Below are 25,445 nucleotides of genomic sequence, written 5' to 3'. Positions count from 1 at the left end.
TGCTATGGAGTGGCTTGGTTTGCAGTTCCTTACCGAGCTGCCAGAAGGCGGGCAGGTCATCGTCAACTGTTCACACAACCCTTTTCTGGTCGCGCTGGCGTATGTGGTCGCCTGTGTGGCCGGCTTCGCCACGCTGGACATGACCGAACGGGTCGGTCATGTGGAAAAATCCGGCACCCAACAGCTCTGGCGTTGGGTCGGTGCCTTGTGCCTGGCGGGCGGCATCTGGGCCATGCACTTCATCAGCATGCTGGCCTTCCAGGCGCCGGTGGACATTCACTACCAACTGCCCATCACCCTGCTCTCGCTGATCTTTGCCCTGACGGCTTCGTGGCTGGCGATGCACACCCTCAGCCACCCTCACGTGAATGTCTGGCAATACCTGCGCGCGGCCGTGTGGATCGGCCTGGGTATCGCGACCATGCACTATGTGGGCATGGCCGCCATGCGTTCGGTCGCCACGGCTTTTTACGATCCCTGGCTGTTCGCGCTGTCCGTCTTCATCGCGATAGGCGCCAGTCTCGCCGCCCTGTTGATTTCCAGTCACCTGCGCGATGGCATCGGTTTGTATCATCAACTGCGCAAATTCACCGCCAGCCTGGTGCTCGGCGCCGGCATCGTCAGCATGCATTTCACCGGTATGGCGGCGCTGACACTGGTGGTGCCCGTTGGCACCCTGCCGATGTTGCCCGGTGAAAACAATCATCTGCAGCTGGGGCTGACGGTGGCGATCATGACCCTGCTGATCATCGGCAGTTGCATCAGCGCGGCACTGGCCGACAAGAAATTGCAAATCAAGGAACACGACCTGCGCCGGGTCAACACTCTGCTCACTCAACTGGATCAGGCGCGCATGTCGCTGCAACAGGTGGCGCACTACGATGCCCTGACCAACCTGATCAACCGTCGCGGCTTCAATCAGATCTTTGCCGAAAAACTGATCGAGAAGACCAACGAGGGCGGCATGCTGGCGGTGATGTTCCTCGATATCGACCATTTCAAACGCATCAATGACAGCCTCGGCCATGACGCCGGCGACGAATTGCTCAAGGTACTGGCCGGGCACATCAAGAGTTCGGTCCGCAGCCACGACGACGTTGTGGCGCGCTTTGGTGGCGATGAGTTCTGCATTCTCATCGGCCTGCATGACCGCGAAGAAGCCCGGCACATGGCCCAGCGCATCATGCTGAAAATGAAAGAGCCCATCGAGCTGTCCGGCCGGCGCATGGTCATGACCACCAGTATCGGCATCAGCCTGTTCCCCGAAGACGGCAAGACCTGCGAGGAACTGCTGAAAAACGCCGACCTGGCGCTGTATCAGTCCAAGGGCTGTGGCCGCAATAGCCTGAACTTCTTCAGCTCGAACCTCAGGACCCGGGCCACCCTGGAACTGCAACTGGAAGAAGAACTGCGTCACGCCCTGCGCGAAGACACGGGGCTAAAGCTGTATTACCAACCGATCTATGAGCTCAAAACCAGCCAGGTCACCAAGCTCGAAGCGCTGATTCGCTGGCAACACCCGATTCACGGCCTGCTCACCCCCGACCGTTTCATCGCAATCGCCGAAGCCAACGGGCTGATCGCTGAACTGGACAACTGGGTGCTTCGCAAAGCCTGTGAAGACTTGGGCGAGCTGTCCCGCCATGGCTGTGAAGCCCTGAAGATTGCCGTGAACTGCTCGCCCCTGAACCTGGCGCGCGAGGAGCTGGCCAACGAAATCGAAAACGCCCTGCACGTGACCGGCGTCGAACCCCAGCGCCTGGAGCTGGAGGTCACGGAAAACGCACTGATGGGTAATATCGCCAACACCCTCGTGCTGCTGCGGCAGATTCGCGCCCTCGGGGTGTCGCTGTCGATCGATGACTTCGGCACCGGTTATTCATCCCTGGCCTACCTCAAGCGCCTGCCGCTGAACACGCTGAAAATCGATCGCTCATTCATTCAGGACATCCCCAAGGCGACCCAGGACATGGAGATCGTCCAGGCAATCATCGTCATGGCGCACACCCTGCATTTGCAGGTGGTCACCGAAGGCGTCGAAACCGTCGAGCAATACGAGTTTCTTGAACGGCTGGGCTGCGATTTCGTCCAGGGTTACCTGCTCAGCCGCCCGGTGCCGCTGGAAGAACTGCGTCCGGTGCTGGACGAAATCAACCAGCGCAAGCACTCGCACACGGTCAGTCCACTGAGCCTGGCGCGCGGTATAACTGCACTAACGTTGACGGATCCTTTTCCAAAAAGCCCTGGCCCCCATGCAGGCGCATCAATTGTGCGGCCAATCCGCTGATCGGCGTGGCCGAGCCTTGTTCGCGAGAAAACTTCACCGCCGTGTCCAGATCCTTGAGCAGCGTGCGCACGTGCCATTTCACCGGCTCGAAGCGGCTTTCGGCCATTTGCGGGGCGAGGATCTGCAAGGGTTTTGAGTCGGCGAAACCACCGGCCAGCGCTTCGGCGATCAGGCTGGCATCGACACCGGAGCGTTCGGCCAGCGCCACCACTTCGGCGATCACCAGGGCATTGCAGGCGACGATCATCTGATTGCAGGCCTTGGTCACCTGGCCGGCACCGACGGCGCCCATGTGCGTCACGCGTTGGCCCAGGCTCAGCAACACCGGCCGCACGCGTTCAAGGTCCGCCGCTTCGCCACCGACCATGATCGCCAGGCTGCCCCCCTGCGCGCCGACCACCCCGCCCGACACCGGCGCATCCAGCCAAGTCATGCCGGTTTTGCTGGCGAGTGCTCCCGCCATTTCCCGGGTAGCGGTGGGCTCCAGGCTGGAAAAATCCACCAGCATCTGAGTACTTTTCCCACCTTCGGCAACGCCGTTAGCGCCGAACACCACCTCGCGCACCACGGCGGTGTCCGCCAGGCACAGCATCACCACGTCTGCGTGCTCGCACAGTTCAGCCGGCGTCGCCACTTGCCGCGCACCGGCTTCCACCAGCGGCGCACACTTGTGAGGATTGCGATTCCACACGGTCAGCGGATAGCCCGCGGCCAACAGACGCTGGCACATCGGCAAGCCCATCAGGCCGATCCCGGCGAATCCGAGTGCAGGTAACGATGGCATCATTTTGCCTCCTTTTGATTAAAGATCGCCGAATGCTGGCCGATCCATCATAAATCAGGAAAGGACTCCCCCGAGCGGCGCACCGCCAACACCCTTGTCGCTCGGGCAAAACACGCGCGCAAAAAAGACGCGAGATCCCATTCCGTGACGTTCGATGACGCCTTGTCGTCGAGCCAACCAGTCCAAGTACATGGCGCACAATGACCTCTAAAAACAATCCGGCCACTGCGGCATCCGACTTGACGTTGAGCCCTGCGGCCAACAGCCCTTCAGCGTCGAAGCCATTGATCCCGTCGCGCCCGCTGGCGACCCAGCAGTACCTGTACTTCACCGAAACCAATACCGACCGCATCCTCGATAACCTCGATGGCCTGCGCGACATGGTATTCCCGCGCCCACCGCACCTGGAAGGCGACAGCGAACAGCACAGCGAACAGGAATTCCCGTCGGTGTGCCTGATCGGCCTCGGCCGCTGCGGTTCGAACATTGCGCTGGACGTCGCCGAACTGGTGTACAACGCGCGCAAGTTCTACCTCAACGAATTCAACAACGAAGATCGCCTGTCGCCGGACAAACGCTACGCCGAAAAAGGCTACAGCCCGGCCCAATGGATTCGGAACAATCTGCGCCTGGGGCCGAACAAGGCCACCAAACCGGTGTTCCTGGTCGAGCCGCTGGTGATGCTCGGCGACCTGGACAAGGACATCGCCGGACGCATCCGCTTCTCGCGCAAGGGCGAAAAAAGCGGCTTCCTGCGCGACTACAGCAAAATGAAAATCATGGACTTGTCCGAAGTCCACGCCGGTGGCGCCGGTAACGCGCCGATCCTGGGCCAGTACCTGGCCAAGATCATCCTGAACAAGGACACCCAGCGTTTCTCCAGCCCTGACTGGAAGATGATCCACTCGTACCTGATCGACAGCTGCGGGATCAAGGCCAACCAGTCGCGCCTGTACTTCTCGATCTTCAGCGCCGGCGGTGGTACCGGTTCGGGCATGGCCTCGGAATTCGGCCTGGCCCAGCAACACTCGTACATGAACAAGACGTTCGACACCAAGCCGATGGACGAGCACGACAGCAAAAGCGGCCACGCTTTCGTTTTCGAGCCGATCTTCACCAGCGGCATCTGCGTGCTGCCGAACATTTCCGACCACCGCAGCGAAATGTCCGAGGCGCTGCACATCAACGCCGGGCGCCTGCTGTGCAAATACCTGTCGGAGGAATGGGACTTTTCGTACAACTTCGACAATGAAGACAGCAGCGAAGCCAGCGTCATGGGCCGGATCCGCCCCTGGAACGCGATGATGCTGATCTCCAACGACATCATGCGTTACGCCGAAGAAAGCGATGACGGCAACATCCAGAACATTGATGTCAATGCGATGGAAAAGCACGCCAACCAATACATCTCGCAGCAGATCTTCAACATTCTGACGGCGCAGGCGGTCACGACTGACTACGACCAGAACTATTTCCGACGTGCCGGCATCGACATCGGCGAAACCATTCGCCTGGACGCCAACGACCTGTTCATGAGCCTGGCCGGCCCGGTGGCGATTGCCTACGCCGAGTCCGTGGTCCCGGAAACCCCGGCGCCGAGCAGCGACAAATTCAAGGTGTTCGACAAAGAGCCGCAGCGCCTGAACATCGACGACCTGTTCTTCCGCTCCATCGACCTGCCGCACTTCAACAAGGTCACCCAGGCCATCGAAGGCATCAGCCTGTTGCCGATCGAGTCCAAGCGCTATCGCGCGTCGCTGGAGCAGTACAAGAATTCCGGCTACGACGCGGCCGCGTTGCACGACCTGCACTTCTTCAAGAACTGCTCGTCGGTGGTGTCGATCGTGTCGCTGCCCAAGGACTACAAGCTGTCCTACATGGACCTCAACCGCTTGAAGACCCACCTCAACAGCCTGTTCCCGAACACCACGCTCAAGCGTTACGCGCTGGTGATCGGCGCCTCGGCCAACCTGTCGCTGACCACCCTGATCGCCAAGAGCCCGTGCCTGTCGGACGACTTCCTGACCCTGATCGTGGCCTTCATCAAGCGCTGCTTCGCGAAGAACCCATATCGCTTCGACGAGACCCTGGACAACTCGATCCTCGACTTCATCATTCATGAAGACTTCGACGAAGACTTGATCGACGACCTGCTCAACGAGTTCGAAAACCCGGCGAAGATCCTCGATACCAACTGGTATGCGATCAAGCCGATGTACGAGAAGAAGTACCGCGAGCTGATCAGCGACAAGGACAAGTTTGTGTCGATCAACGACATTCGCTTGTCCCGTGATTGCGTGAAGAAAGCGATCAAGTACCTGCGCGAGATTTATCGTCACCGGATTGGCAAGACCAAGGTTATTTCCCTCAATAACCACACCGGTAAAACCGCTTAACGGGGAATGCCCGAAAAGATCGCAGCCTTCGGCAGCTCATTGGGCTGCGGTTCATTTGGCACCGTGTCGCGACACAGTAGGTCGCGACACAGTAGATCGCGACACAGTAGATCGTTCCCACGCTCCGCGTGGGAATGCATCCACGGACGCTCCGCGTTCGGCTTCTGATGGGACGCGGAGCGTCCCGGGCTGCATTCCTTTGCTGCGCGTGGGAACGACCACACGCCACCAAACCTGTAGGAGCAAAGCTTGCTCGCGATGGCGGCCTCAAACCTGCGCAAATCCCAACATCCAGAAACAATTAAGCAGCCCTCAGGCTGCTCACTAAACTGTTCCCGTTACGTTTACGTCACCCTCGCCAAGACCCTTCTGTGGCCTTTCTCTACGGCAACATGCCATCACGCTACTCACCTACACACTTTCACCCGGCCAAGCCGCGCACTCTTTTGGTGCCGGCTATCAGCTCGTCGCCCTTTCCTGGATCAGAATCCAAGGCGAAACCACCACGGCCCACAGCTCGGGATCGCGCTCGAAAAGATCCAGCGCCCGCGTTTCAGAGAGCTTGGCGAGGCTGTCGGCGGCCAGCCAGGCAGCCACTTTCTCGCCTTCGTCCGTGGCCACGGCCTCGGCGGCCGCGATCAAATCCAGGCTTGGGTCGACCCACAATAGGGCACCCTTGGCGAAGAACGGTTCCAGTTCCTTCCAGGTAATAGATGCGGTCTCACCAAGCAGCTTGGCATAGAGGGTGCTAGGTTCTTGAGTCATGGGTCCTGTCCGGAAAAGAAATCGACGCGAATGATAACGTCGGTGGTCCGGCAGAAAAACCCGGATGCAAATGAGTCATCGAATGAAAAGCGCAGGAAAGCCAAGGATTGCTGTGAATACAGCCTGAACCCCCGCCGCAATTCTGTATTTTTCTTTCAAAAAAGCGACACCCTCAGGTTTTGCCCCCCGGCGCTGCCTTCCCAGGCTAACAATCGGCGCTCTACACTGTACCGGTACAGTTGCCGGGGGCATTTTCCGGAGGATATCCAAGATATCTGACCCGGTTCTGCTGCTACGGCGCCAGGACTATAAAAACTACAACAGTAAGAGTGGAGCACTATGACTAAGGCTACTAAGCAGATTTCCAAACTGTTTGCCGCTATGGTTCTGGCCGGGGTTGCCAGCCATTCGTTCGCAGCTGACACCATCAAGATCGGTATCGCCGGCCCCAAGACCGGCCCGGTAGCCCAATACGGCGACATGCAGTTCAGTGGCGCCAAAATGGCCATTGAACAGATCAACGCCAAGGGCGGCGTCGACGGCAAGAAGCTCGAAGCCGTTGAATACGACGATGCCTGTGATCCGAAACAAGCGGTTGCTGTAGCGAACAAAGTCGTCAACGACGGCGTCAAGTTCGTGGTCGGTCACCTGTGCTCCAGCTCCACTCAACCCGCTTCGGACATCTACGAAGACGAAGGCGTGATCATGATCACCCCGGCTGCCACCAGCCCGGACATCACCGCCCGTGGTTACAAAATGATCTTCCGTACCATCGGCCTCGACAGCGCCCAGGGCCCTGCCGCCGGTAACTACATCGCCGATCACGTCAAACCGAAAATCGTTGCTGTACTGCACGACAAGCAGCAATACGGTGAAGGCATCGCCACCGCCGTGAAGAAAACCCTCGAAGGCAAGAACGTAAAAGTTGCCGTGTTCGAAGGCATCAACGCCGGCGACAAGGACTTCTCCTCGATCATCGCCAAGCTCAAGCAAGCCAACGTCGACTTCGTCTACTACGGCGGCTACCACCCGGAGCTGGGTCTGATCCTGCGTCAAGCATCGGAAAAAGGCCTGAAAGCCAAGTTCATGGGCCCGGAAGGCGTGGGTAACGACTCCATTTCGCAGATCGCCAAAGACGCTTCCGAAGGCCTGTTGGTGACCCTGCCGAAATCCTTCGACCAGGATCCGGCCAACGTCGCCCTGGCTGACGCGTTCAAAGCCAAGAAAGAAGATCCGAGCGGTCCGTTCGTGTTCCCGGCCTACTCGGCTGTTGAAGTCATCGCCGGTGGTATCACTGCCGCCAAGAGCGAAGACCCTGCCAAAGTGGCCGCGGCCATCCACGCTGGCACCTTCAAGACCCCGACTGGCGACCTGAGCTTCGACGCCAAGGGCGACTTGAAAGACTTCAAATTCGTGGTTTACGAGTGGCACTTCGGCAAACCTAAAACTGAAGTTTCGCCTCAGTAAGGCGTTGCCTGACTGACTGCCAATAAAGCCCACGGCGTGCCGTGGGCTTTGTTTTACGAACGTATAGGGCCGCGCTGGCGTGATCCGCCAGTCTCCCCACCTGAAAATCTCAAAACCGTCATCAGCGGTTCGCTGGCAAACCTCGAATTCGAAGTGGATGCAGATCCACGGGGCTCGAGCGGGAAAATGACTCCACCAGTGAAATGCGTATCAGGTTTTTAGGAGCGCTGTAATGCCTGACATCTATCACTTTTTCCAACAGCTGGTTAATGGTCTGACCATTGGCAGCACGTATGCCCTGATCGCCATCGGCTATACGATGGTTTACGGCATCATTGGAATGATCAACTTCGCCCACGGCGAGGTGTACATGATTGGTTCCTACGTGGCGTTCATCGCCATCGCGGGCCTGTCCATGATGGGACTCGACAGTGTGCCGCTGTTGATGACCGCTGCTTTCCTGGCGACCATCGTCGTGACCAGTGCCTACGGCTACAGCATCGAACGGATCGCCTACCGCCCCTTGCGCGGCAGCAACCGTCTGATTCCGCTGATTTCCGCCATCGGCATGTCGATTTTCCTGCAGAACACGGTTCTGCTGGCGCAAGACTCCAAGGACAAATCCATCCCCAACCTGATCCCCGGCAACTTCACCTTCGGGCCAGGTGGCGCACATGAAGTGCTGATTTCCTACATGCAAATCGTGGTGTTCGTGGTGACCTTCGTCGCCATGCTCGGCCTGACGCTGTTCATCTCCCGCTCTCGCCTGGGTCGCGCCTGCCGTGCCTGTGCCGAAGACATCAAGATGGCCAACCTGCTGGGTATCAACACCAACAACATCATCGCCCTGACCTTCGTCATCGGTGCTGCGCTGGCGGCCGTCGCGGCCGTGCTGCTGAGCATGCAATACGGCGTGATCAACCCCAACGCCGGGTTCCTCGTCGGCCTCAAGGCCTTCACCGCCGCGGTACTGGGCGGTATCGGCAGCATCCCCGGCGCCATGCTCGGCGGGATTGTGCTGGGGGTGGCGGAAGCCTTTGGTGCCGATATCTTCGGCGACCAGTACAAGGACGTCGTGGCGTTCGGCCTATTGGTTCTGGTGTTGTTGTTCCGGCCTACCGGCCTGTTGGGCCGTCCGGAGGTTGAAAAAGTATGACTAGGAATCTTAAACAGGCGTTGTTCAGCGCCTTGCTGGTGTGGGCCGTGGCCTACCCGGTACTCGGTCTGAAGCTGACTATCGTCGGCATCAACCTCGAAGTGCATGGCACCAGCACCAGCACCCTGATCACCATCGCCGTGTGTTCGGTGCTGATGTTCCTGCGGGTGCTGTTCGACCAGCAGATCAGCGCGGCGTGGAAATCCTCGCCGAACATGCCGGTGATGCCGGCCAAGGCCAGCAGCTTCCTGACCCTGCCAACCACCCAGCGCTGGATCATCATTGCGTTGATCATTGGTGCCCTGGTGTGGCCGTTCTTCGGCTCCCGTGGCGCGGTGGACATCGCGACGCTGGTGCTGATCTACGTGATGCTCGGCCTGGGCCTGAACATCGTGGTCGGCCTGGCCGGCCTGCTCGACCTGGGTTACGTCGGTTTCTACGCCGTCGGCGCCTACAGTTATGCGCTGCTGTCGCACTACTACGGTCTGAGCTTCTGGATCTGCCTGCCGATTGCCGGCCTGATGGCGGCGACGTTCGGTTTCCTGCTCGGCTTCCCGGTCTTGCGCCTGCGGGGTGACTACCTGGCGATCGTGACCCTGGGCTTCGGTGAAATCATCCGTCTGTTCCTGCGTAACCTGACCGACATTACCGGTGGCCCGAACGGCATCAGTAACATCGAGAAGCCCACGTTCTTCGGCCTGACCTTCGAGCGTAAAGCGGCGGAAGGCATGCAGACGTTCCACGAGTATTTCGGCCTGGAATACAACTCGATCAACAAGGTGATCTTCCTTTACCTGATCGCACTGTTGCTCGCCCTGTTCGCGTTGTTCGTGATCAACCGCTTGCTGCGAATGCCCCTGGGCCGTGCCTGGGAAGCTTTGCGTGAAGACGAAATCGCCTGCCGTGCGTTGGGCCTGAACCCGACCATCATCAAGCTGTCAGCGTTCACCCTGGGTGCCTGCTTCGCCGGTTTCGCCGGCAGCTTCTTCGCCGCGCGCCAAGGCCTGGTGACCCCGGAGTCCTTCACTTTCATCGAGTCGGCGACCATCCTCGCCATCGTGGTGCTGGGCGGCATGGGCTCGCAACTGGGCGTCGTCCTGGCGGCCACGGTGATGATCCTGTTGCCGGAAATGATGCGTGAGTTCAGTGAATACCGCATGTTGATGTTCGGCGCCTTGATGGTGCTGATGATGATCTGGCGCCCTCAAGGTCTGCTGCCCATGCAACGTCCTCACATGGAGCTGCGCAAATGAGCCGCGAGATCCTCAAAGTCGAAAATCTGAGCATGCGCTTTGGCGGCTTGCTGGCGGTCAATGGCGTGGCCCTGACCGTGCACGAAAAACAGGTCGTGGCGCTGATCGGCCCTAACGGCGCCGGCAAGACCACGGTGTTTAACTGCCTGACCGGTTTCTACAAGCCGAGCGGCGGCAGTATCCTGCTCGACGGCCAGGCCATCGAAGGCCTGCCCGGCCACGAGATCGCCCGCAAAGGCGTGGTGCGCACCTTCCAGAACGTGCGGTTGTTCAAAGACATGACCGCGGTCGAGAACCTCTTGATCGCCCAGCACCGTCACCTGAACACCAACTTCCTGGCAGGCCTGTTCAAGACTCCGGCATTCCGCAAGAGCGAACGCGAGGCCATGGAGTTCGCCGAGTACTGGCTGGACAAGGTTAACCTCACGGCCTTCGCCAACCGTCCGGCCGGCACCCTGGCCTACGGTCAGCAACGTCGCCTGGAAATCGCACGCTGCATGATGACCCGCCCGCGGATCCTCATGCTCGACGAACCGGCCGCTGGCCTGAACCCGAAGGAAACCGAAGACCTCAAGGCGCTGATCAGCGTGCTCCGCAACGAGCATGATGTGACCGTGCTGCTGATCGAACACGACATGAAACTGGTCATGAGCATTTCCGACCACATCGTCGTGATCAACCAGGGCACGCCCCTGGCCGACGGCACGCCGGAACAGATCCGCGACAATCCTGAAGTGATCAAAGCCTACCTGGGGGAAGCGTAAATGCTGCAATTCGAAAACGTTTCCACCTTCTACGGCAAGATCCAGGCCCTGCACAGCGTCAACGTGGAAATCCGCCAGGGCGAAATCGTCACCCTGATCGGGGCCAACGGCGCAGGCAAATCCACCCTGCTGATGACGCTGTGCGGTTCGCCGCAGGCCCACAGCGGCAGCATCAAATACATGGGTGAAGAACTCGTGGGGCAGACCTCGGCGCAGATCATGCGCAAGAGCATTGCCGTGGTGCCGGAAGGCCGTCGGGTGTTTGCCCGACTGACCGTGGAAGAAAACCTCGCCATGGGCGGTTTCTTCACCGACAAGGGCGACTATCAGGAACAGATGGACAAGGTTCTCGGACTTTTCCCACGCCTGAAAGAGCGTTTTGCCCAACGCGGCGGCACCATGTCCGGCGGCGAACAACAAATGCTCGCCATCGGCCGCGCGCTGATGAGCAAGCCCAAGCTGTTGCTGCTCGACGAGCCTTCTCTGGGCCTGGCGCCGATCATCATCCAGCAGATCTTCGACATCATCGAACAGCTGCGCAAGGACGGTGTGACGGTGTTCCTGGTCGAGCAGAACGCCAACCAGGCGCTGAAAATCGCTGACCGCGCGTACGTTCTGGAGAACGGCCGGGTGGTGATGCAAGGCACCGGTGAAGCGCTGCTGACTGATCCGAAAGTGCGCGAGGCGTACTTGGGTGGTTGAAGTTTTGCGGTGAACAAAAAACGGCCTTCGGGCCGTTTTTTTTGTACGCAGGAAAAGCCACTCACACGTCATTTCATTTACACGCTCTTCCACGCCTTCCATGTTCTGAATCCCTGTTCAACCGATGACCCGCCCTTCAACCTGACGCTTTCACCCGACCTCAATCTATTAGCCGCAGCGGCGTAGCACCCTGCAGCAATGCCCGATAGCTGACCGTCGGTCGGGTCCCCCTTTCTACCTGTTAGTTCTGACAGTAGCCACACTGCCGGTACGAGTATTCACTGGAGACCCCCTATCCAATGATTGACGGAGTCACGTCCATGGCCACCGATGAATCCGATTCCGAAGTGCTCACTATTTATCCTCCGCGAGTTCCAAACGGTACAGAGCCGATCATTCCCTATCCTTCCCCGCAGCCGGGAATCCCCTATGTCGGTCTTCGGCAGGCTGCGTTCGACAGGATTGTGACGCTGGACGCCACCCGGCAAAACGCGGCATTGCTGATTGCCGACCCGATTCCGCCGCCGCCTTATGAGAGCCTCAGACTGTTCGTCAATGGCGAGCAAATAGGTTCCTGGGTGATCCCGCCGAGTGCCCAGAATGATCCTGTCGAGCTAGACCTTCCTCAGGCAGAGCTCAACGAGGGCCTGAACATCATCCGGTTGCGCTACCAACGTGGCAGCAGCAACTTCGATGACTCGCAGGAGCTGGGGGTGCAATACCACCGTAACCTGCCTGGCGGTAACGAGGTGCCCGGGACGGGTGATCATCCGGCGCTGAATATTCGTTTGCCGGCGGAACTGGGCGATCCAGCGCTGATCGGTTACGAGGAGTTGACCAATGGCGTGCCGTTGACACTCCAATACCCGTTCTGTCGGGCGTACGACAGAATCAAACTAGAAATCAACAATGTACCGTTCTATTACACGGTGCAGCCCGGTCAAGAGGGTCAGCCCTATACCGTTCTCCTGACAATGGAGATGTACCTCAACCTGCAAAAACCCTCGACACTTTCAATCAACTACACCGTCACCGACACATTGTTGAACACCACCGACCGCCGGCGCTGGTCGAAGAAAATCCTTGCCGAGGTCGATCCGGTGGACGGCCAGTTACTGGTCATGGGCGCCCGCGTTGCCTCAGTGTCTTATTGGATGAATAAAGGTAGCTCACGTTATGTGACGGCTCTCGATGCACAGACCGGACGCCTGCTCAGGGCGCGTTGGCGCTACGAGGGCGACGCCGTGGAAACGGTGGGTGCGCGCTTCGATGACACTCAGCCCAGACGCCCGCTGCTCGTAAGACATGGGGCCCGGCAGTTCAGGCTCAATCCAGCCAATTTCTATGGTAATGGCCTGTGCGACCTCACTGCGCCCGGTACCCCTCACTCTGCGTTCGTGGCGTTGCGCGACAGGGGCGACATGATCGCGTGGGGAGTCTCGTCGAATGGCGGCCATCTTCCGCCGGCCCCCATCCCCCCTGGCACCATCACAGATGTAGCCTGGACCTCCAGGGCATTTGCCGTATTGCTCGATGACGGTTCCGTGAGGGCCTGGGGCGATCCCGCGGTCGGCGGCGCACTTCCCACCGAAGTAGCCAGCCTGCGCGATGTGAACAGACTGTTCAGTGGGGGCCAGGCGTTTGCGCTGCTGCGTAACGATGGCTCAGTGCTTGCCTGGGGGGCCAAGGATTATGGCGCCGTCGTTCCCGCCGATATCAGCAGGCTCAAAGACATTCGTGATATTGCCTGCTCCGGATCTGCATTTGCCGCATTGCGTTCCACCGGCGGTGTTTCAGCCTGGGGAAACCCGGCCTACGGTGGCAGCGTCCCCGCCGATATTGCAGGGCTCACCACCATCACCGAAGTGATCAACAACCACGATGCGTTTGCCGCGCTGACCCTTGATCGCACGGTAGTGACCTGGGGGCTCGCAGGCTCAGGCGGTACTGCGCCCGCCGAGATAACCAGGCTCACAGATATCGTCAGGATTTCGAGCTGCGGCTATGCATTTGCGGCCCTTAGAGCTACCGGCCAGGTGGTGGCCTGGGGCAGAACAGGCTGGGGTGGCAACCCGCCGGCCGCCATCCTCAATCTTTCCAATATCGTTGATATCGTGGGGGCGGGTTACGCCTTTGTGGCGCTGCTGGACAACCAACAAGTCGTGGCATGGGGTGACCCCGCTCAGGGCGGCAGCGTGCCACCGGCGATCTCCGCACTTCGCAACATTGTGCAACTCGCCGCCACCAACGGCGCGTTTGCGGCCCTGTGCGCCGACGGCAGCGTGGTGACGTGGGGCAATGCAGCGTGGGGAGGCAATAACGCACTGGTGGCCAGACAATTGGTCGATGTGAGGGCGATTTATGCCAATGCCGAGGCGTTCGTCGCGTTGACCGCTGACGATCGAGTCGTCACATGGGGGCTCGCGGGTTCGGGCGGAAACAGCGAGCCCGTGCGGGACGAGTTTTTCAGAGAAGTGTCCTACCTGGCACCGGTATCACAAGGGGTGGCAAGTAACGCGATAGTCGAAGCCGGGACCGAGCAAACCTGACAGCCTCCGCCCGGGAGCCTGAGCTCAACCCAGGATGGTCAGGCTTACAGACGACAGGATCACGGCAGGCACTGGCGGCTATAACCGATCCAGTGCCTCGCCGCTGCGCTTGAACCAGCTCATCAGATAATCCGCCAACACTTGGGTGCGCTTGGGCAAACCGCCCTGATACGGATGCACCAGGTACATCGGCATACGACGGGTCTGATAATCCCGCAGGAGCCAGCGCAATCGGCCGTCAGCCAATTCCGCTTGCAACAGGTACGACGGCAATCGCGCAATACCGGCACCGGCCAACGCGGCTTTCTTCAGCAAGCTGTAATGGTTGCTGGCGAACGGCCCCGAGACGCGCACCCGCAACAGCTCGTGTTGCTGGTGATAGAGCCATTCTTCGCGGCCGCTGTAGTGGCTGTTGAGCAGGCACCGGTGTTCGACGAGTGCTTGCGGTGTCGACGGTTCGCCGTATTGCTCAAGGTAGGCCGGGCTGGCGCAGGTCATTTCATGCCAGGCCAGCAACGGACGGGCCACCAGACGTTCGTCATTGCCCACCTCGGAGCGCACCGCCAAGTCAAAGCCGTCGCGGGACAGATCGCGATAGCTGTTGCTCAGGTCCAGCTCGATCTGCACCTCGGGGTACTTGCCGGAAAACTCCAGAAGCAAGCCGTCGAAGAAGGTTTCCCCCAGCGAGACCGGCACCGTCATCCGCACCGGGCCGGCCATGTCGTCCTTCAACCGCGCCAGGGCCTGACGCGCTTTCTCCACCTGGACGACAAGCGCCTGGGCTTGCGGCAATAGCGCCGCGCCTGCTGCCGTCAGACTCAGGCGGCGGGTGGTGCGTTGCAGCAGCACCACGGAAAACCGCGTCTCCAGTAGGCTGATGCGTTTGGACAGTTGGCCCTTGCTACAACCCAATTGCTGGGCGGCCAGGGTAAAACTCCCGGCTTCGATCAACACGGCGAACGCCGCCAGGTCATCCATTTCGCTCATGGATTGTTTCCATTAGAAAACCAAAGGTTGCCTATTAGCGCGCTTATCAACAGGAAAATCCACTCTAGACTGAGCTCTCTTTTTACTCATTCGAGGAACGGCACGATGAAGATTCTTTTGATAGGCGCAGGCGGCACCATCGGTTCGGCGGTCGACAAAGAGTTGTCGCAACGTCACGAAATCATCCGCATTGGCCGTAACAGCGGTGATTTCCATGTGGATATCAGCGACAGCGCCTCGATCCGCAAGCTGTTCGAACAAACCGGCAAGTTCGATGCGCTGGTCTGTGCCGCCGGTAACGTGACCTTCGCCCCGCTGGACGAAATGACCTCGGACAGTTTTGCCCTGGGCCTCAAAGACAAGCTGATGGGCCAGGTGAACCTGCTGCTGATCGGTCGTGAATTCGCCAATGACGGCGCCTCGTTTACCTTCACCACGGGCGTGCTCAGCCACGATCCGATTCGCAGCGGCGCTTCGGCTGCATTGGTCAACGGTGCACTGGACAGCTTCGTCCGTGCGGCCGCTATCGAACTGCCCCGCGGTCTGCGCGTGAACTCGATCAGCCCGACCGTGCTGCTGGAAGCCATGGGCAGCTACGCACCGTACTTCCGCGGCTACAAGCCGGTTCCTGCAGCGGATGTGGCGTTGGCCTACGCCAAAAGTGTGGAAGGCCTGCAGACCGGTCAGACCTTTCACGTAGGTTAAGAGCGGCGCGATCCGTGTAGGAGCAAAGCTTGCTCGCGATGGCGTCCTGGAGATCGCTATCGCGAGCAAGCTTTGCTCCTACAGGCGGTGTGTTTGAGGACGCCATCGCGGGCAAGCCTTGCTCCTACACGGATCGTCACAAGGCGGGGTTGTGATGAACGGTCAGGCTGCGTAACGTGGCGGCACTTGTCTGGAGAACCAAAGATGCGTGTTGCCCGTTCCCTTGTCCTCGTTGCCCTGCTTCCGTTATTCGCCGCGTGCCAGTTGTTCGATGGCCCGCGGCAGAGCGCCTCCCATGTCGGCCAGACCCGCATGCAGGGGCAATTGACCGCGGCGGACGGCAAGCTGATGTTCCAGCCGTGCAATGAACAGCGCAGCCTGGAGGTCAACGACAGCGGCGGCACCAGCGTGCTGCAAGAAGCCGCGAGCCTGGCCGATGATCAGGGCAAATTGTTCGCCGATGTGCGTGGCCGCATCGATGGCAGCCGCCTCGATCTTGCGCAGTTGTACCGCGTCGAGCGCTCGGGCACGGCGTGCGACGATCCCAATTTCAAACTGTTGATTCTGCGGGCCGCCGGTCATGGGCCGCAGTGGAACGTCAAGGTCAGCGGCAAAGGCATGGCGATTGATCGCGCCGGCGAACCGCCCTTGGCGGTGCCCTATGTTGAAGAGCAACTGGGCGACGGTCGCTTCAACCTCAGCAGCGAAGCCAACGGCAAGCACATCGAACTGTGGGTCGCGCCCAATCGTTGCGTCGACAGCAGCACCGGCAGCATCCAGCACATGAGCGCCGAACTGCGGATCGACGGCCAGGTGCAACGCGGTTGCGGGTATTTCGGCGGCTCGCGTAACGACTGATCGTTTTTGCCTCACGGGGCCGGCGTTTGGGGCTTATAATCGCCGCCTTCAAACGCCTTGGCGCAGTTGTGCGCCCCGCGAACCGGATCCTGTCATGTTACGAATCACCGAACTCAAGTTGCCGATCGACCATCCCGAAGAAGACCTGCGCCCTGCCATCGTGCAGCGCCTGGGCATCGCCAGTGATGACCTGCTCGACTTCACCTTGTTCAAGCGCAGCTACGATGCGCGCAAAAAATCCTCCGAACTGTGCTTCATCTACACCATCGACCTCACCGCCAAGGATGAGGCGGCGTTGCTGCACACGTTCGCCGATGACCGTAACGTCAACGTCGCGCCGGATGTCAGCTACAAAGTGGTAGGCCATGCGCCGGCCGATCTGGCGCAACGCCCGATCGTGGTCGGTTTCGGCCCGTGCGGGATCTTCGCCGGGTTGCTGCTGGCGCAAATGGGCTTCAAGCCGATCATCCTCGAACGCGGTACCGAAGTGCGCCAGCGCACCAAGGACACCTGGGGCCTGTGGCGCAAAAGCGTGCTCAACCCCGAGTCCAACGTGCAGTTCGGTGAAGGCGGCGCGGGGACGTTCTCCGACGGCAAGCTCTACAGCCAGATCAAGGACCCGAAATTCATCGGCCGCAAGGTCCTGCATGAGTTCGTGAAGGCCGGCGCGCCAGAAGAAATCCTCTACGTCAGCAAACCGCACATCGGTACGTTCCGTCTGACCGGCGTGGTGGAAAACATGCGCGAGCAGATTCGTGCGCTGGGCGGCGAAGTGCGCTTCCAGCAGCGGGTCACTGACGTGTTGATCGAAGACGGGCAACTGGTCGGCGTCGAGTTGAACGGCGGCGAGCAGATCCATTCCAAACACGTGATCCTGGCCCTCGGCCACAGCGCCCGCGACACCTTCCGCATGCTCCACGGCCGCGGCGTGTTCATGGAAGCCAAGCCGTTTTCGGTGGGGTTCCGCATCGAACACCCGCAGTCGCTGATCGACCGCGCGCGCCTGGGCAAATACGCCGGCCACCCGAAACTCGGCGCCGCCGACTACAAACTGGTGCACCACGCCAAGAACGGCCGTTCGGTCTACAGCTTCTGCATGTGCCCGGGCGGCACCGTGGTGGCGGCGACCTCCGAGCCGGGGCGCGTGGTCACTAACGGCATGAGCCAGTACTCGCGTAACGAGCGCAATGCCAACTCCGGGATCGTCGTCGGCATCACCCCGGAAGTCGATTACCCGGGCGGCCCGCTGGCCGGTATCGAGTTGCAGGAACGCCTGGAATCCCACGCCTTTGTGCTCGGCGGCAGCAACTACGAAGCGCCGGCGCAACTGGTCGGCGACTTTATCGCGGGCAAGCCGTCCACCGAGGTGGGCAGCGTCGAACCGTCCTATAAGCCGGGTGTTTCTTTCGGTGATTTGGCCCTGGCCTTGCCGGCGTTTGCCATCGAAGCGATTCGCGAAGCCTTGCCGGCGTTCGAGAAGCAGATTCGGGGCTACTCGCTGCACGACGCGGTGTTGACCGGGATCGAAACGCGGACTTCGTCGCCGTTGCGGATTACCCGTAACGAGTCGATGCAGAGCTTGAACGTCAAAGGCCTGTTCCCGGCCGGTGAAGGCGCGGGTTATGCGGGCGGGATTCTGTCGGCGGGTGTCGATGGGATTCGGATTGCCGAAGCGGTTGCTCGCGACATTCTCGGCCTCGAAGCCTGACCCCGAAACCTGAAAACAACACCGCCCTGTAGGAGCGAGGCTTGCCCGCGAAGAATGCACCCCGGTCTATCTGAAAGACCGCGTTATCGTTCTTCGCGGGCAAGCCTCGCTCCTACAGGGGCAGTGTTGACGATCGTTCCCACGCAGAGCATGGGAACGATCGTCACGTCAGATATTGGCGCGCAGCACGGTGGCCGGCAGCGGTTCGCCGCGCTCGACACTCGCCGCCACCGCATCGATCAAGCCACTCAACGCATACCCCTGGCCCTTGAGCCAATCCTGGTCGTAATAGGTGGTGGCATAGCGTTCGCCGCCGTCGCACAAAATCGCCACGATCGACCCCGACTCCCCCGCCGCCACCATCTGCTGCGCCGCGATCAAGGCGCCGATCAGGTTGGTCCCGCTCGACCCGCCCACGCGCCGGCCCAAGCGTTGCGCCAGGTAATGCATGGCTGCCAGCGACAGCGCATCCGGCACCTTGACCATCGCATCGATCACCTTGGGCAGGAACGACGCTTCCACCCGTGGTCGGCCAATCCCTTCAATCCGCGAACCGCAATCCAGGCGCAGACTGGCATCGCCGGTCTGGTAGTAATCGAAAAACACCGAACGCTCGGCATCGGCACACAGTACGCGGGTGCAATGCTGGCGATAACGCACGTAACGGCCGAGGGTCGCGGTGGTGCCGCCGGTGCCGGGGCTGGAGATCAGCCAGCTCGGCTCCGGGTGCTGTTCGAAGCGCATCTGCTGGAAGATCGATTCAGCGATGTTGTTGTTCGCCCGCCAGTCGGTGGCGCGCTCGGCGTAGGTGAACTGGTCGATAAAGTGACCGTCGTGTTCCCGGGCCAGGCGCTCGGACTCGGCGTAGATCTGGGTCGGATCATCCACCAGGTGGCTCTTGCCGCCGTAGAACGCGATCTGCGCGATTTTCTCTTTGGAAGTGGTCGCCGGCATCACCGCAATAAACGGCAAGCCCAGTAAACGGGCGAAGTACGCCTCGGAAATCGCCGTCGAACCGCTGGACGCCTCGATCACTGGCGCGCCGGGCTTGAGCCAGCCGTTACACAACGCATAAAGGAACAGCGAACGGGCCAAGCGATGTTTCAGGCTGCCGGTGGGGTGGCTGGACTCATCCTTGAAGTACAACTCGATGCCCGGCAGACCCGGCAGCGGCAAGGGGATCAGGTGGGTGTCGGCGCTGCGCTGGAAGTCGGCTTCGATGATCCGGATGGCTTCGCGGGCCCACTGTCGGGTGTCGCTCATGATGATGATCTCGTTGTAAGGGCGGCCTTGTTGCAAGGCTCAGCCCCCAAGCTTAGGAAAAAACCTACATCACGCACAGATACAGCTGAGGTCCAATACGTCCGGCAACTGCTAGGCTCAGTGCTCGTTGGGCCTTGCGCCCGCTTGCTTCGTAACGGCATATAACAAAAAAGAATATAACTTTTGTTTTAACAACTAACGGTACGGGTTAGGGTGTGCCACCTTTTGAATTCATCGATGGAGAGCGACCTTGCCTCTGCGTAGCACGTTCACGCGTTTCTTTCAGTTGGAAGCGGCCAGCGGTCTTTTATTGATCGCCGCCGCAGCCCTGGCTCTGATCATCAACAATTCGTCACTGTCGTGGCTCTATAACGGCTTGCTGGACACCCCCGTGGTGGCCCAGATCGGCGCGCTGAAAATCGCCAAGCCCCTGCTGCTGTGGATCAACGACGGCCTGATGGCGATGTTCTTCCTGCTGATCGGCCTGGAAGTGAAGCGCGAAGTCCTCGACGGCCAGCTGTCGAAACCCTCGCAAATCGTCCTGCCCGGCGCGGCGGCGATTGGCGGCATGGTGGTGCCGGCGCTGATCTACTGGTTCATCAACCGGGACGATCCGTCGGCGCTGGGTGGCTGGGCGATCCCGATGGCCACCGACATCGCCTTCGCCCTCGGCGTGCTGGCCTTGCTCGGCAAACGCGTACCGGTGTCGCTGAAGCTGTTCCTGATGACCCTGGCGATCATCGACGACCTCGGTGCCATTATTGTCATCGCGATTTTCTACTCCGGCACCTTGTCGACGTTGTCTCTGGCCCTGGCCGGGGCGTGCATCGTCGCGTTGATTGCCATGAACCGGCTCGGCGTGGTCAAGCTCGGGCCCTACATGATCATCGGTTTGATCCTCTGGGTCTGCGTACTCAAGAGCGGTGTCCACGCGACACTGGCCGGCGTGACCCTGGCGTTCTGCATTCCACTGCGTACCAAGAATGCCGAACCGTCGCCGCTGATGACCCTGGAACACGCCCTGCACCCGTGGGTGGCCTACGGCATTTTGCCGCTGTTCGCCTTCGCCAACGCCGGCCTGTCCCTGAGCGGCGTGACCCTGGAAAGCTTCACCCACCACGTGCCGATGGGCATCGCCATCGGCCTGCTGCTGGGCAAGACCCTGGGCGTGTTCGGCCTGACCTGGCTAGCCGTGAAAATCGGCATCGCCGCCCTGCCCCAAGGCGCCAATTGGGGCCAGGTGCTGGGCGTGGCAATCCTCTGCGGCATCGGTTTCACCATGAGCCTGTTTGTCGGTTCCCTCGCGTTTGTGCCGGGCGCCAGCGACTACGCCGGGATGGACCGGATGGGGATCTTGACCGGTTCGATTCTGGCCGCGTTGATTGGTTATGCGGTGACGGCGCTGGCGAGTCGCAAGCGTGCTGTGCTGCAATCCTGAGAAACAGAGAACACTCCTAGTTACTTCAGAGACTCGTCCTACAGCCACGATTAGCCGCATTCGTTAACGTCGTTCAGCCCCTTTATAGGGGCTGCCGATGGACGAATGAAAGGACGATCAGTGGCTGGCAACAAGGACATCCCACGGGTTAAAAACCCGCCATCAGGTGACGGGCATCGCGTCACCCACCGCTTCATGACCGCCACCGAACTGGCTGAGCGGGACGCCCGACAGAACGCCTACGACGCCATGCTTGCCCGGCAAGACGCCTTCGAACGCAGTCTTGCGCCCTCTTCCCCTAAAGATGAAACCCCTCGCGCGGGCTGCGTCTTCGCCAAGTCCTGCAAGCTGCCGGACGCCATCATCGATTACGCCAACCCTTCGGGCATGGTGCCCACCGACAGCCTCAAGGACTACGGGGAAATCGCCTGGCTGGGTGCTCGCGAGGTGGATGAAGCCGGGCTGCTGAACCTGGAGACGATCAGCGGTAACACACAGCCGCTCGACATCGGGCGACTCGCGTTACGCTTTCCGGCCATACCGGCAATCGGTGTGGCGGGTGCTACCGCGTTGACAGGTTTGGCCGCGCTGTTCTGGACGCCGAGCCTGGGCGATAGCGCGCTCTACACCGAAGAACAATTGCGCGCACTCAAGCAGGCGCGCACCCGTGTTCGGTTGAGAATCGAGCAACAGGCTGATGGCAGTCTCAAGGGTTACGCCTTCTACACCGGCAAGAACCGCGATTGGGAAATGGTAGATGTCGCGCAGTTTGATTTGCGCGACAGCCAGCAAGTGGCTGACCTCGGGAATGGCGTTGAGCTGATCTGGACCCCGGCGGTGGATGGTTCCGACATCCTCGGCATTCCCGCTCTGGAAGCCGCGCCACAAGCCCCGCATATCTGGGTTTATCCACCGACGAAAGCGGCGGACAGCATCATCGTGAACCCGGTTTATCCGCCTGAGTACAAGGATTTCATTCTTGTGTTTCCGGTGGGGTCGGGGGTTAGGCCGGTTTACATTGTTCTAAATATTCCGGGAGATAAGCAGTACCACCCAGCGCCACCAGCATTACCAGCTTTTCCAGATGTAAAACCTGCGCCGATGAAAACCTCCGTGCGGGGCGGCGGAAAAAAACGCAGACGCTGGAAGGATCTGTCAGGGAGAATTTATGAATGGGACTCACAACATGGCAAGGTTGAGTTGTACACGAAACAAGGAAAACATCTTGGAGAGTACGATCCGGAAACCGGAGAACAGACAAAGCCTGCCGATCCGGCTAGGAGAGTAGAAAAATGAAACATGTTATAGAAGTTTTCGATAGTCGGACTGAAGATCTGCTTCTTACCGTTGATGTCCCCGCCAGTCGACGCGAAGCGTTGAGAACGCTGATGAACTGGCAACAACCGGACGACGAATTCGACGGTTACGACTTGTCTCCCGAACAAATAAAGGTACTGGAAGACTGGACCGGAAAACTCCTCATGGGTGCAAATCACATCGTACAACTTGTGTGCGCAGAGTGACTTTGCGCAACTACTCAATCGAATGTCTCTCTTACTCCCACAAACAAAAAACCCCGACCAGTCACCTGATCGGGGTTTTCTTTTACCCTGCGCTTCCGCTTAGTGCGAAACGCGACTAGTCCCGCCAACAGTAGAAATCCGCACCCGCTCACCCACACGGAACACTTCATTCTCCTGAACCTGCTGCACATAGGCACGCATGCTGCCGTCGTCTTCGCGCACGGTAATTTCAACGCCCTGAGCACGTGTCAGGCCTTCTTCAGTGGCCGAACCAATCAAACCACCCGCAACGGCGCCGATGACGGCGGCAACGATACTGCCGCGACCGCCGCCGATGGCGCTGCCGCCGACACCGCCCACGGCTGCACCGGCGATGCCGCCGATTGGGGTTTTGGTGCCTTCGATTTTCACCGGGCGCAGGGATTCGATGGTGCCCATGCGAATCGTCTGCACACGACGCGCTTCGTCACGGGAATAGGAGTCACCGGTCAGGCTGGACTGGCAGCCGGTGAGCAACATCGCCATCGTGGAAAAGGAAGCAACCAGCAGAACAGACTTACGCATAGCATCAACTCCAAAGGACAGGTCATCATTAAACTCCGCGGCTTGACGCGTGTCACGGCGTCGCCCGGATAAAATTGGTTTCATTCAGGCCCGGTACAGGCGCCTCGGAACTCCCAACACAGTAGCGTCAAATCACAAAAACTGCGCCGTTGACCCAAGGAATTTTCATGGATTACTTCATCATTGTCGTCACGACTGTGGCCGGTCTGTACTTCCATGGGTGGTTGTACGTCCGGATCAAACGCTGGATGGACCGCGATCTGGCGTTAGCCCTGGCTGGCAAAGACGAGCAGAAGAAAGCCTTCATGCTCCAGCAACTGGCGAACGCTCAGGCGCAGAAGATCAAGCGTCGGGACCTGCCGCAGTGGCTTGAGGCCGCGGCGGCAGGCTATCCCGGTCGGTAGACTGCCTAGGGTGCCAGACGTTCAAGAATCCAGTCGGCGCCTTGCAGGCGGTAGTTGAGGCGATCGTGCAGGCGGCTCGGACGGCCTTGCCAGAACTCGATGCGCTCGGGGAGCAAGCGGTAACCGCCCCAGTGCTCCGGGCAGTGTGGCTGGGTATCGCTGAAGCGCTGCTCGGTGATCTTGAGCAACTCTTCCAGTTCACCACGATCGGCAATCACCCGGCTCTGAGGCGAAGCCCAGGCACCTAGACGGCTGCCCAGGGGACGCACCTGAAAGTAAGCGTCGGACTCTTCAGGCGAAACCTTCACCACCCGCCCTTCGATGCGCACCTGGCGCTCCAGGGTCGGCCAGAAAAACGTCATGGCGGCGAACGGGTTCACTGCCAGGTGCTGACCCTTGGCGCTGTCGTAGTTGGTGAAGAATGTGAAGCCCTGAGCATCCAGGCCCTTGAGCAGCAGAATGCGGCAATGGGGCCGACCGTCCAGATCGACGGTGGCCAGGGTCATTGCATTGGCCTCGACCGGCACCTGTTCGGTTTTCACCGCGTCGGCGAACCACTGATGAAACAGCGCGAACGGCTCGGCCGGGGCTTGCGCCTCGGTCAGGCCGTCACGGGTGTAATCGCGACGCATATCAGCCAGGGCCTGGGTCATGGCACATTCCTTCTGGTTAACGAACAGTTCTCAACGATCAGTTCTTCGCAGCATCCGCGGCGACGGTTTTCTTCGAGTCAGCAGCGGCCTTGGCCGACGCAGGCTTTTTCGCCGGGGTCGCGGCCTTGGCGGGTGCTTTCTTGGCCGGAGCCTTGGCAGCGGCTTTTTTCGCTGGAGCCTTTTTCGCGGCCGGTACGGCGGCTTTCTTGGCCGCTGGCGCCGGAGTCACCGGTTTGGCCACAGGCTTGACGTCCTGGGCGGCCACCATCCTGACCGGTGCCGGTGCTGGCATGTTGTACTTGCTCAGCAACGCCACCATGGTGTTTTGCGGGGTCACCAGCAGTTCCACGCGACGGTTCAAGGCGCGGCCTTCATTGCTGTCGTTGGCCGCGCGCGGCGCTTCGCCGCCCATGCCGCGAAGCATCAGGCGATCGCGCTGCAAACCGCTGAGACGGAAGATCGCGGCCACAGCCTGCGCACGTTCCTGACTCAATTTGACGTTGGCCGGCGCTGCGCCGGAGGTATCGCTGTGACCGAGGACCAGCACAGCGGTCTTCGGATCGACTTCAAGGATTTTCGCGACGCGGCTGAATGGGCCAAGGGTGATCGGCAGCAACATGGCCGGGCGATCCGGGTTGAACGAGCCGTCCACCGGCGCCGTTACCACCAGCACGTTGTCCCGGCGTTCGAGTTGCAGGTTGCTGTCCTTGATCGCTTCACGCAGGCGCGGTTCGTAATCGTCGAGCCAGGCCTGGGTCACCTTCGGATCGGGCATCGGCACGGCTTTGGCGGTGCTTTGATCTTTGCCACCGAACGGCCACCACCACTTGCCACTCGCCTCGGCGTCAGCTTTGGCGACGTCGGCAGGTTTGGCTTCAGGTTTCACGTCGGCCTTGGCCACAGGCTTGTCGGCGCTGTCATCAGAACCAAACGGCCAGTACCAATGGCTGCTGCTTTCAGCCTTGACCACCGGCGCGGTGATCGCCGCTTTCAGTGGATCGGCGGCGGGGGCCGGCGCTTTGGCGGCGACTTTGTCGGAAGAACCGAACTGCCACCAGTGGCTGGCGCCGTCGGCGTCATTTTGCGGAGTTTGCGCGCAACCGGTGATGGCGAAGCACAGTGCCAAAGCGAGAGTTTTATTGGATGACATTGGATATCCACAAAATGAAGTAATAAACACAGGCCCCAATCGGACCGCATAAACAGACGCTTTGAATCG

The 25,445-nt window shown here is 60.1% G+C and carries 22 protein-coding genes; 15 read left to right on the top strand and 7 right to left on the bottom strand.

The window, feature by feature from the left end; all coding sequences use genetic code 11:
• Positions 1-4 precede the first annotated feature (4 nt).
• Positions 5-2,287 carry a putative bifunctional diguanylate cyclase/phosphodiesterase gene (locus tag ACY4LX_RS07915; RefSeq protein ID WP_463259609.1) on the top strand — a complete coding sequence of 761 codons (2,283 nt, stop codon included), beginning with the start codon at positions 5-7 and terminating at the stop codon, positions 2,285-2,287.
• Here ACY4LX_RS07915 and ACY4LX_RS07910 read toward each other — a convergent pair.
• The gene (locus tag ACY4LX_RS07910; protein ID WP_463259608.1) at positions 2,178-3,074 is read right to left on the bottom strand and encodes an NAD(P)-dependent oxidoreductase; all 897 of its coding nucleotides are present in this window, start codon (positions 3,072-3,074) and stop codon (positions 2,178-2,180) included. The genes ACY4LX_RS07915 and ACY4LX_RS07910 overlap by 110 nt on opposite strands.
• A 197-nt stretch (positions 3,075-3,271) precedes the next feature.
• On the opposite strand from ACY4LX_RS07910, the gene ACY4LX_RS07905 reads away from it, so the two are divergent.
• On the top strand, positions 3,272-5,467 hold the full coding sequence (locus ACY4LX_RS07905) for a hypothetical protein (RefSeq protein ID WP_463259607.1): 2,196 nt from the start codon (positions 3,272-3,274) through the stop codon (positions 5,465-5,467).
• A 459-nt stretch (positions 5,468-5,926) separates the two neighbouring features.
• Here the strand turns inward: ACY4LX_RS07905 and ACY4LX_RS07900 are convergent, their stop codons facing one another.
• Positions 5,927-6,232, bottom strand: coding sequence for a DUF2288 domain-containing protein (locus ACY4LX_RS07900; protein ID WP_123405996.1), 306 nt, complete (start codon positions 6,230-6,232; stop codon positions 5,927-5,929).
• A gap of 339 nt (positions 6,233-6,571) precedes the next feature.
• Here ACY4LX_RS07900 and ACY4LX_RS07895 point away from each other — a divergent pair, with 339 nt between their 5' ends.
• From ACY4LX_RS07895 to ACY4LX_RS07870, 6 genes are all read left to right on the top strand, one after another.
• Entirely contained in the window at positions 6,572-7,699 is a 1,128-nt protein-coding gene (locus ACY4LX_RS07895) for a branched-chain amino acid ABC transporter substrate-binding protein (RefSeq protein WP_463259606.1), read from the top strand.
• Positions 7,700-7,931: 232 nt separating this feature from the next.
• Positions 7,932-8,855, top strand: a complete 924-nt coding sequence (livH, locus tag ACY4LX_RS07890; RefSeq protein WP_463259605.1) for a high-affinity branched-chain amino acid ABC transporter permease LivH — start codon at positions 7,932-7,934, stop codon at positions 8,853-8,855.
• Positions 8,852-10,108, top strand: coding sequence for a high-affinity branched-chain amino acid ABC transporter permease LivM (locus tag ACY4LX_RS07885; RefSeq protein WP_149657282.1), 1,257 nt, complete (start codon positions 8,852-8,854; stop codon positions 10,106-10,108). Before livH ends, ACY4LX_RS07885 begins: the two co-directional genes overlap by 4 nt.
• Positions 10,105-10,872 carry a high-affinity branched-chain amino acid ABC transporter ATP-binding protein LivG gene (gene livG, locus ACY4LX_RS07880; RefSeq protein ID WP_463259604.1) on the top strand — a complete coding sequence of 256 codons (768 nt, stop codon included), beginning with the start codon at positions 10,105-10,107 and terminating at the stop codon, positions 10,870-10,872. The genes ACY4LX_RS07885 and livG overlap by 4 nt, the downstream gene beginning before the upstream one ends.
• On the top strand, positions 10,873-11,574 hold the full coding sequence (locus ACY4LX_RS07875) for an ABC transporter ATP-binding protein (protein WP_059407957.1): 702 nt from the start codon (positions 10,873-10,875) through the stop codon (positions 11,572-11,574).
• Between the two features lie 320 nt (positions 11,575-11,894).
• Positions 11,895-14,123 (top strand): RCC1 domain-containing protein, encoded by a 2,229-nt coding sequence (locus tag ACY4LX_RS07870; protein WP_463259603.1) that lies wholly within the window; start codon positions 11,895-11,897, stop codon positions 14,121-14,123.
• 78 nt (positions 14,124-14,201) lie between these two features.
• Here the strand turns inward: ACY4LX_RS07870 and ACY4LX_RS07865 are convergent, their stop codons facing one another.
• Positions 14,202-15,110, bottom strand: coding sequence for a LysR family transcriptional regulator (locus ACY4LX_RS07865; RefSeq protein ID WP_149657286.1), 909 nt, complete (start codon positions 15,108-15,110; stop codon positions 14,202-14,204).
• Positions 15,111-15,215: 105 nt separating this feature from the next.
• On the opposite strand from ACY4LX_RS07865, the gene ACY4LX_RS07860 reads away from it, so the two are divergent.
• From ACY4LX_RS07860 to ACY4LX_RS07850, 3 genes are all read left to right on the top strand, one after another.
• Positions 15,216-15,815, top strand: a complete 600-nt coding sequence (locus ACY4LX_RS07860) for a short chain dehydrogenase (protein ID WP_463259602.1) — start codon at positions 15,216-15,218, stop codon at positions 15,813-15,815.
• 204 nt (positions 15,816-16,019) lie between these two features.
• Complete coding sequence (locus ACY4LX_RS07855; protein WP_463259601.1) at positions 16,020-16,673, top strand: COG3650 family protein; 654 nt, start codon at positions 16,020-16,022, stop codon at positions 16,671-16,673.
• 94 nt (positions 16,674-16,767) lie between these two features.
• A complete protein-coding gene (locus tag ACY4LX_RS07850) occupies positions 16,768-18,381 on the top strand; it encodes an NAD(P)/FAD-dependent oxidoreductase (RefSeq protein ID WP_149657289.1) in 1,614 nt (537 codons plus the stop codon).
• Positions 18,382-18,549: 168 nt separating this feature from the next.
• Here the strand turns inward: ACY4LX_RS07850 and ACY4LX_RS07845 are convergent, their stop codons facing one another.
• Entirely contained in the window at positions 18,550-19,647 is a 1,098-nt protein-coding gene (locus tag ACY4LX_RS07845) for a PLP-dependent cysteine synthase family protein (protein WP_178129013.1), read from the bottom strand.
• Positions 19,648-19,894: 247 nt separating this feature from the next.
• On the opposite strand from ACY4LX_RS07845, the gene nhaA reads away from it, so the two are divergent.
• The 3 genes from nhaA to ACY4LX_RS07830 all read left to right on the top strand — a co-directional run bounded on the left by nhaA (position 19,895) and on the right by ACY4LX_RS07830 (position 22,605).
• Positions 19,895-21,082, top strand: coding sequence for a Na+/H+ antiporter NhaA (gene nhaA / locus ACY4LX_RS07840; protein WP_149657291.1), 1,188 nt, complete (start codon positions 19,895-19,897; stop codon positions 21,080-21,082).
• Between the two features lie 120 nt (positions 21,083-21,202).
• Positions 21,203-22,378 carry a colicin E3/pyocin S6 family cytotoxin gene (locus ACY4LX_RS07835; RefSeq protein ID WP_463259600.1) on the top strand — a complete coding sequence of 392 codons (1,176 nt, stop codon included), beginning with the start codon at positions 21,203-21,205 and terminating at the stop codon, positions 22,376-22,378.
• Positions 22,375-22,605 (top strand): DUF7683 domain-containing protein, encoded by a 231-nt coding sequence (locus ACY4LX_RS07830; RefSeq protein WP_463259599.1) that lies wholly within the window; start codon positions 22,375-22,377, stop codon positions 22,603-22,605. The genes ACY4LX_RS07835 and ACY4LX_RS07830 overlap by 4 nt, the downstream gene beginning before the upstream one ends.
• A gap of 99 nt (positions 22,606-22,704) precedes the next feature.
• On the opposite strand, the gene ACY4LX_RS07825 is transcribed toward ACY4LX_RS07830, so the two are convergent.
• Positions 22,705-23,169 carry an outer membrane lipoprotein gene (locus ACY4LX_RS07825; RefSeq protein WP_149657295.1) on the bottom strand — a complete coding sequence of 155 codons (465 nt, stop codon included), beginning with the start codon at positions 23,167-23,169 and terminating at the stop codon, positions 22,705-22,707.
• Positions 23,170-23,336: 167 nt separating this feature from the next.
• Between ACY4LX_RS07825 and ACY4LX_RS07820 the strand changes: the two genes are divergently transcribed.
• Positions 23,337-23,573: a hypothetical protein gene (locus tag ACY4LX_RS07820; protein WP_149657296.1), complete on the top strand. Its 237-nt coding sequence runs from the start codon at positions 23,337-23,339 to the stop codon at positions 23,571-23,573.
• A gap of 5 nt (positions 23,574-23,578) precedes the next feature.
• Here ACY4LX_RS07820 and pdxH read toward each other — a convergent pair whose 3' ends face one another.
• Positions 23,579-24,226 (bottom strand): pyridoxamine 5'-phosphate oxidase, encoded by a 648-nt coding sequence (gene pdxH, locus ACY4LX_RS07815; RefSeq protein WP_054046956.1) that lies wholly within the window; start codon positions 24,224-24,226, stop codon positions 23,579-23,581.
• A 37-nt stretch (positions 24,227-24,263) separates the two neighbouring features.
• Complete coding sequence (locus ACY4LX_RS07810) at positions 24,264-25,376, bottom strand: OmpA family protein (RefSeq protein WP_463259598.1); 1,113 nt, start codon at positions 25,374-25,376, stop codon at positions 24,264-24,266.
• Positions 25,377-25,445 lie beyond the last annotated feature (69 nt).

Source organism: Pseudomonas sp. Emmai, assembly GCF_055179735.1.
This window is presented reverse-complemented; position numbering and strand designations above follow the sequence as displayed.